This window comes from Candidatus Glassbacteria bacterium (genome assembly GCA_019456185.1).
GTDB lineage: Bacteria > Gemmatimonadota > Glassbacteria > GWA2-58-10 > GWA2-58-10 > JAJRTS01.
The window spans coordinates 96,569-103,551 of record VRUH01000007.1; the positions used below are offsets into that span (position 1 = coordinate 96,569).

Here is a 6,983-nt window from a genome sequence, read left to right on the forward strand (position 1 = left end):
GGGGCCTGACACGTCCACGGATCGAGACTCGTTAATAATAACCGCCCGACCGCTGAAGTGGAAAGCATTTCACGGGAATTGACATCGGGCGCGATGACCATTATTTCAAAAGAACATCGTAAACAAGTGTTTTACGCCGGGAGCTTTGCCCGCCGCCACCATCATCCTCAGGAGGTTCTTCCATGCCGAAACAGGGAACCGGCACGAACATTCTGCTGACTGTCGTCTTATTGCTGGCTGTCGTGGTCCTGGTTTTCCAGCTCAGGCTGGCGGATAAAGTCGAGAGCCTGGAGGAAGACCTGGGCGGCGGCCTGGACCGGCTGAATTTCACCGCGGACCATTTCGAGCAGTACCGGGCATTGCGGGTGGTGCCTCCCGGCCAGCGCGACCTGCTGTATCCCGCCGGGCGCACTTTCCGCCGCGGGGACAATCTCGATCAGTTCCAGAGCCGCTGCCGGGCCGAACTGATCGCGCTGGCCGGGCTGGACACCGAACTGCTGGAGCGGCCCGTGAAAATGACCAAGCTTTCAACAGAGCGGCTCGACTCGCTGGGCCTCGTGCGGGACAGGATGGAGTTCGGTTTCGCGGATAACCCGGAATGGCTGCTGAGGGGATATTTACTCTACCCGGCCGGAAGCACGGAGAAACTGCCGGGGATAGTCTGCCTCAACGGCCACCTGGGACAGGCCGCGGCCGTGGCCGGAATCGTGGATGATTACACCAACGGTTTCGGACTGGCGCTGGCGCGCGAGGGGTTCAGGGTCCTCACGTTCGACTGGTGCTTCGAGGGGGAGAGCGAGCTCAGAAGCGGCGGTGCAATCGTGGCCGGGCACGACAGCCTCTCAGTCTGGACCGGGGCCACCGGCCGTACCGGCCTGGCGCTGTACATGGAGAATGCCTGGTGCGCGTTCAAGGCGCTGAGTGATGATCCGGGGACCGACACCTCCCGGCTGGGAGTGACCGGAATCAGCCGCGGCGGGGAGCTGACTACATATTTCGCGGCCATGTTCGCGCCCCGTATCGACGCCTACTACGCCTCGGGGGCCGGGTTCCCGTTCGTCTACCGCCGGTTCGGCGGCGGCTGCAAGTGCACGTTTGTGCCGGAAATATTCGACAGCTACGAGTTCAGCGACCTTTTGATCGCCGCCGCGCCCCTGCCGTCCAGGCTGCAACTGGGTGTGAATGACGGTATCTGGGGCTACTGGGACAATATCGGCCGGATCATGGAACAGGTACAACCGGTGTACGAAAGCCTCGGTGCGGCGGAACATTTCGGGCTGGATATCCACGCGGGCAAGCATGTTTACGAGCTAAGCCAGGGCGTGCAGTTTTTCCGTCGGTTTCTGCGTTAGCCGGTCCGCCGGTAATCCCTTGGCCCGGCAGAGATATCAGCCGTACGGGACGAACACCAGCGCCCAGGCGATCCCGATGGCCAGCTGAATGACGAAATGAGCGATACCGTACTCGAGGTATGGCGCCACTCCCCAGCGCAGCAGATTGCCCTCCCGGTCCTGCAGGTGTCGGCAGGCGGGTTGACGATTACGAAATAACCGTCCTGGTTCGTGGCGGCGTCCTGCTAGGGCCTGCGCACGATCCGGAAACCTAGAGTATTCATAGCAGTGGTGGGCTTTCGCCCCGCGCGGTAGGCCGAGCGGCATTCCACCGGCTGACTGGCCCAGCTGCCGCCGCGGATCACTTTATAGTAGAGCACCCTGTCAGGACCTGTCGGATCTGTCTGCGAGCCGCAATTGTATCGATCGAAATAATCCTGGCACCATTCAAAGACGTTGCCGTGCATGTCGAACAGACCGTACGGGTTCTCTTGCTTGCGGGCCACGGTATGCGGCTTGTTTTCGCTGTTGGAGCTATACCAGCCCACCGGACCCAAGCCGCTTCCACTGTTGCCGAAGCTGTATTCCACAGTGGTGCCCCCGCGGGCGGCGTATTCCCATTCCGACTCGGTGGGCAGGCGGAAGCCGTTGTTACCGTAGTCGCAGGTGTAGTCCCCGTCGTAGCAAGGCTCCAGTCCCACCAGCTCGCTGAGTCCGTTGCAATAGTCGGCGGCCTCAAACCAGGTGACATTTTCGACCGGCATATCTATTTCGCCGCTGAAGCGGGAGGGGTTGGTGCCCATCACGACCCGGTACTGCTCATGGGTTATTTCGGTCGTACTGATCAGGAAAGGAGAGACAGCGACTACATGGACCGGACGTTCATTGTTCAACATCGAATCATCTGGCATGCCGAGACCGCCGTAAAAAATAAAGTAGAGGCCAAACAGGGTGCTGCCCACCGAAAAGGTTCCCCCCGGCAGGGAGACCATTTCGATATCCCGGCCATCCTCCTGGTACTCGACAATATCGATGTAAAAAACATTGGCTCCCTCGTCGCTGCAGGCGCAGAGCAGAAGCAGGAGCAGCGGGACAAATCGGACTAAGATATCTTTCACGTGCAATCCCCGGCTGTACCTGGTCGGGCAGTCTGATTTCCCGCGGGGAAACCGGTTGGTCGTCATTATCTTCCGATATGGAACCGGCGCCGTGGCGGGCCGGTCAAACTGCGGCGATCGAAGACCACACCGCCCACCATCGCGGTGCGCTGACAGTCTATTCCCGGCTGCCGGGCAAGGCGCCGGAGATGCCCTACGCGGACGCCTGACTCTTCGCAGGCACTGAAAATCAGCGCTCCACCGTGATATCGAACGATACATTGTTGGTGGCCGTAAAGATTCCCAGTCCGTTGGTTATGTTGCTGATCGGCTCGTTGAGATCGCGGCTGTCCTGGTTGCGGGTCAGGTACAACTCGACATACTCGCGTGTGGCCACGACCACTTTGATCCGGTAACGGCCGTAATAGGGCAGTTGATCCCAGGCGACTACGAACTTTCTGTCCATGAACAGATCGCTGATATAATGAGGCTCATAGCCTGAAACCGGCTCCCCGCCATCGATAGGAACACGGTTTACCTCGTAGTTCCAGCTTTCAATGTAGAACCAGAAATCCCCATCCAGTTCCCAGCTTATCTCCAGCGCATCTCCATGGGGCTCTCCATTGGCCGAGGCCGGTACGATCAACGGGTCAACAGGCTTCTGCAGGTTCTCCGGCTTAGGCGGAATCACCGTGCTGGCGGTGGCGATTTTCCCGAAATAGAAAACTTCGAGATAGATCGTATCTCCCGGGAACAGGTTGAAGCCGCACTCCAGGCAATCGTCGGTGCCGTAGGGATTTTCCGGACTGCCATAGTTACCGTTACCCATGTGAAACAGCTCGTAGCAGACATCGTTGGTGATCACATTGACCATGGCGTCGCGGATCGGCGGCCCGGCTGTATCCGGACTGCCCAAGTCGAGAGTGGAGGTGATATTCAAATTGCTGACCGGAATGTTGGCCTGCAGATACCCTCTCACCACCACCAGTTCGTTTGACGGCGGCAGCAGCTTGGCGCCCTGGCAGCCTGTCAGCAGTGCGATACAGCCGGCCATGTACAGCAGAGTCTTGGTTTTGATCATCCCAGCCTACCGGGAATAAATTTTGAAATAGATTGTCGGCGTCAGGCTCAGCATCGAGACATCGCTGATTGACACCGGCACCGTATCCAGGTTGAACTGACGGAACCAGAAGTTGTTCCGGTCGTAGACATTGAACACCGACAGCCCGATAGTGTAATCGAAAGCGGCGGAGGTGAAGTTGCGCGACACGCTGAGGTCCAGCCGGTGGTAGTCGGACAGGCGGTGGGCGTTCCGGTCGCTGACATGGATGTAGCCCTGGTGCTCGTTATTGAGCAGCTGAAGGTAGTACTGGCTTTCGGGCGCCGAATAAGCCTTGCCCGTGGCGAATACCCAGGTGGCCGCAAAGTCCCAGTGCTTCAGCGACAGTTTGGCCACCACGTTGACCTCGTGGGTCCGGTCGTGGGTAGCCGGATAGGGTTTGCCGCCGTTGAGTCCCGGCACATCGTAGCGCACCCGGCTTAAAGAGTAACCGATCCAGCCGGTAAATTTACCCCGTTTTTTCTGGAACAGGATGTCGATACCCTTGCTGAAACCGGTGCCCTGGAAGAACGCCGTGCCCGGCGCGACTTCCTCATCCCGCAGTTCCTCGAGCAGATTACGGTTGTAGCTGGCCCGTCGCGTATACTCCACAACGCCCTCAAGGTCCTTGTAGTAGCCCTCCACGTCCAGCAGCCAGTCGGTGTTCTCCAGACTCAGGCCGGCAATCCAGTGTTCGGCGAACCCCGTTTCGTTATCCTCGTCGGCCAGTAACCAGAAATCGCGGCTGCCCTCCAGCACGTCCTCGTTGGTGATCCGGTTGACAAACTGGTGGTATCGTCCCCAGGCCCCCTTTAATCTGAGATAGTCGGTGAGCGAGAAAACAGCCGAGGCGCGCGGCTCGACAAAACTTTCGGCGGTCTTGTCATAGTAGGTGCCGCGCAGGCCGAAAGTGAGGTCGAGGTCATTGGTGACGTGCCACCGGTCCTGGAGATACGCGGAGCCGAGATTGGCCGAGGACTCTCTGCGCAGGAGATCGGTGGTGTCATTCAAGATTGAATAATAGTGCGCGTCGAGCTTACTGAACCCCGCTCCCACCTTGAGGTCGTGCCCGCTGACAGGGTGGATTTCGTTATCGAACTGGACAGTGAAATCGGTCAGTTCGTTGTCCTCGCTGACCGCACTGGCGGCCGAGCGGAAATAGGCCAGGCTGTCGGCGGCGGAGTTGGACTGAAAATCGCGCGCCAGAGAGTAATCGCTGAAATAGCGCGTGTGGGACACCAGCAGACTGGCGTAGTAGCGGTCGTTGATTTTGCCGGAGTATTTCGCGCTCAGGCCCAGGTTGCCCCATCGCGTGCGCTTGAGCGTATTCAGGGTTGCCTGGTCGTCTTCCAGCAACCGTTCCTCACCCTGCCAGGCGAAATCTTCGCCGGCCAGCAGGTTGGCCTGGCCCAGGTTATCGCGCCCGTTGTAGATACTGAGCGACAGGACATCGTTGGCGCGAGGGTTGAAAGTCACCTTGCCGTTGAGGTCGTAGAAATAAAAATCAGGCTCCTCGGTGCCGGTGGACACAAACGGGTTTTCGGCGGAAATTCCGGAACCGGGGCTGGAGACGAAATCGAACAGCTTGCTGTACAACCCGCTGCGGATAACGTCGGTATAGCTCCTGCGTATCGTAACCAGGAACGAGCCGGCATTGCCCAGCGGGCCCTCGACCATTCCATGGCCGCTGAGGAGGTTGATTCCGCCCCCGTAATTAATCCCTGAGGCATCGCCCGACTTGCCGGTCATATTGACTACACTGGAGATACGCCCGCCGAACTCCGCGGGAAACCCGCCCTTGTAAACCCTGATATCCTTGACCGCATCGGCGTTGAACGCGCTGAACAGGCCGAAAAAATGATCGACATGGTAGATCGTCATCCCGTCGAAGAGGATCAGGTTCTGGTCCGGCGTGCCGCCGCGCACATACAGGCCCGACGACCCGTCGCTCACACCGCTGATTCCGGGCATCAGCTGGAAAGAGCGGAACAGGTCGACCTCGCCCATGTTGGGCAGCACTGCGATTTCCGCCGGGCTGATCGCTATCTGTCCGGGCTCGCCGACAACTTCCATGATCGGCGGCACCTCGCTCTCGACTGTCAGGCCCTCCATTTCGATAGTCTGGCGGCGCATCAGGATAGTCTGGCGACGGTCGGAGGCGCGGCGCGGATCGACCAGGATTTCCCTGGTCGCGTAGCCCACGTAGGTGATCCTCAGCCGGCAGGTGTCGGCTGGCGGGTTGACGATTACGAAATAACCGTCCTGGTTCGTGGCGGCGCCCTGCGAGGTCCCGACGATAATAATATTGGCGTAAGGCAGGGCCTCGTCGGATTCCTCGTCGCGCACGTAACCCGTGATGTCGAACCGTCCGCGGGCCGGGCCTTGAGCCCCCAACTCAGCTGTTGCGCAAAGGAAAAGTGCCGCCAGAATCAAAGCCGCGGAATACGAAAAATTTCCGCCTCGAACTTTCAACTTACCCCAACGATGATAGCGCATTTAATCTCCAGTATTTACCTGCGTATCCAACTTCGGCAACAGCCGTAGCCGGCGGCGAGGCAAGCTGCCCTGCTAGGGCCTGCGCACGATACGGAAACCTACAGTATACGTAGCACTGCCGGGCTGTCGCGCCCCACGGTGGGCCGAGCGCAATTCCACCGGCTGACTGGCCCAGCTGCCGCCGCGGACCACTTTATAGTAGCCCATCCTGTCAGGACCCGTCGGGTCTGTCTGCGTGCCGCAATTGTAAGTATCGAAATAATCCTGGCACCATTCAAAGACGTTGCCGTGCATGTCGAACAGGCCGTACGGGTTCTCTTGCTTGCGGGCCACTGTACGCGGCTTGTTTTCGCTGTTGGAGATATACCAGCCCGCCCGACTCAACCCGCTTTCACTGCTGCCGAAGCTGTATTCCGCAGTGGTGCCCCCGCGGGCGGCGTATTCCCATTCCGACTCGGTGGGCAGGCGGAAGCCGTTTTTACCGTAGTCGCAGGTGTAGTCCTGGTAGTAGCAACGCTCCAGTCTCATCAGCTCGCTGAGTCCGTTGCAGAAGTCGGCGGCCTGAAACCAGGTGACATTTTCGACCGGCATATCTATTTCGCCGCTGAAGCGGGAGGGGTTGGTGCCCATCACGGTCCGGTACTGGGCGTGGGTTATTTCGGTCGTACTGATCAGGAAAGGAGAGACAGCGACTACATGGACCGGACGTTCATTGTTTATCATCAAATCATCTGAGCCGCCGGGGCCGGCGCCTTCCATGATAATGTAGTGGGGAAACAGGGTGCTGCCCACCGTAAAGGTTCCCCCCGGCAGGGAGGCCATTTCGATATCCCGGCCTTCCTCCTGGTACTCGACAATATCGATGCGGAAAACATTGGCGCCTTCGTCGCTGCAGGCGCAGAGCAGAAGCAGGAGCAGCGGGACAAATCGGACTAAGATATCTTTCACGTGCAATCCCCG

5 protein-coding genes are annotated in these 6,983 nt (G+C 59.1%); 1 reads left to right on the forward strand and 4 read right to left on the reverse strand.

Going from position 1 to position 6,983, the window contains the following annotated elements; genetic code table 11:
• Positions 1-182: 182 nt before the first annotated feature.
• The gene (locus FVQ81_04520; protein MBW7995833.1) at positions 183-1,352 is read left to right on the forward strand and encodes a hypothetical protein; all 1,170 of its coding nucleotides are present in this window, start codon (positions 183-185) and stop codon (positions 1,350-1,352) included.
• Between the two features lie 224 nt (positions 1,353-1,576).
• Here the strand turns inward: FVQ81_04520 and FVQ81_04525 are convergent, their stop codons facing one another.
• The 4 genes from FVQ81_04525 to FVQ81_04540 all read right to left on the reverse strand — a co-directional run bounded on the left by FVQ81_04525 (position 1,577) and on the right by FVQ81_04540 (position 6,977).
• A complete protein-coding gene (locus FVQ81_04525; protein ID MBW7995834.1) occupies positions 1,577-2,710 on the reverse strand; it encodes a formylglycine-generating enzyme family protein in 1,134 nt (377 codons plus the stop codon).
• Positions 2,679-3,509: a DUF4249 family protein gene (locus FVQ81_04530; protein ID MBW7995835.1), complete on the reverse strand. Its 831-nt coding sequence runs from the start codon at positions 3,507-3,509 to the stop codon at positions 2,679-2,681. The genes FVQ81_04525 and FVQ81_04530 overlap by 32 nt, the downstream gene beginning before the upstream one ends.
• Positions 3,510-3,515: 6 nt before the next feature.
• Positions 3,516-6,023, reverse strand: a complete 2,508-nt coding sequence (locus FVQ81_04535) for a TonB-dependent receptor (protein MBW7995836.1) — start codon at positions 6,021-6,023, stop codon at positions 3,516-3,518.
• A gap of 72 nt (positions 6,024-6,095) precedes the next feature.
• Positions 6,096-6,977 carry a formylglycine-generating enzyme family protein gene (locus FVQ81_04540; protein MBW7995837.1) on the reverse strand — a complete coding sequence of 294 codons (882 nt, stop codon included), beginning with the start codon at positions 6,975-6,977 and terminating at the stop codon, positions 6,096-6,098.
• Between the last annotated feature and the right edge of the window lie 6 nt (positions 6,978-6,983).